Annotated in this window: 1 protein-coding gene; it reads left to right on the top strand. The window is 30.1% G+C overall.

Translation table 11 applies throughout. The features are described 5' to 3' along the window. Positions 1 to 43: 43 nt before the first annotated feature. A partial coding sequence (locus tag CD155_RS12770; protein WP_142382864.1) for a YSIRK-type signal peptide-containing protein occupies positions 44 to 458 on the top strand: 415 nt, incomplete at its 3' end.

Below are 458 nucleotides of genomic sequence, written 5' to 3'. Positions count from 1 at the left end.
CATAAATGTAGTTCATTAAATTTTTAGGAGGAATTATAGAAATATGAAAAGTTTTAAGAATTTTTTATCTAAGAATGATAAGTTTTCAATCAGAAAACTTGCGGTAGGCACAATGTCAGTAGTACTAGGATCAGTATTATACTTAAATGTCCACGATGAAGCTAAAGCTGCAGAAGCAGATTCAAACCATTTAAACACTTCATCAGAAACCAAAATACAAGAACAATCTCAACCCCAAGATTCAACTAATTCCAATGAAACTACTAATAATCAAGAACAATCTCAACCTCAAGATACAACTAATTCCAATGAAACTACTAATAATCAAGAACAATCTCAACCCCAAGATTCAACTAATTCCAATGAAACTACTAATAATCAAGAACAATCTCAACCTCAAGATTCAACTAATTCTAAAGAAACTACTAATAATCAAGAACAATCTCAACCTCAAGATT

Source organism: Staphylococcus caprae (genome assembly GCF_002902725.1).
Classification (GTDB): domain Bacteria; phylum Bacillota; class Bacilli; order Staphylococcales; family Staphylococcaceae; genus Staphylococcus; species Staphylococcus caprae.
Note: the sequence above shows the minus strand (reverse complement) of the source record. Positions and strands in the feature narration are given on the sequence as shown.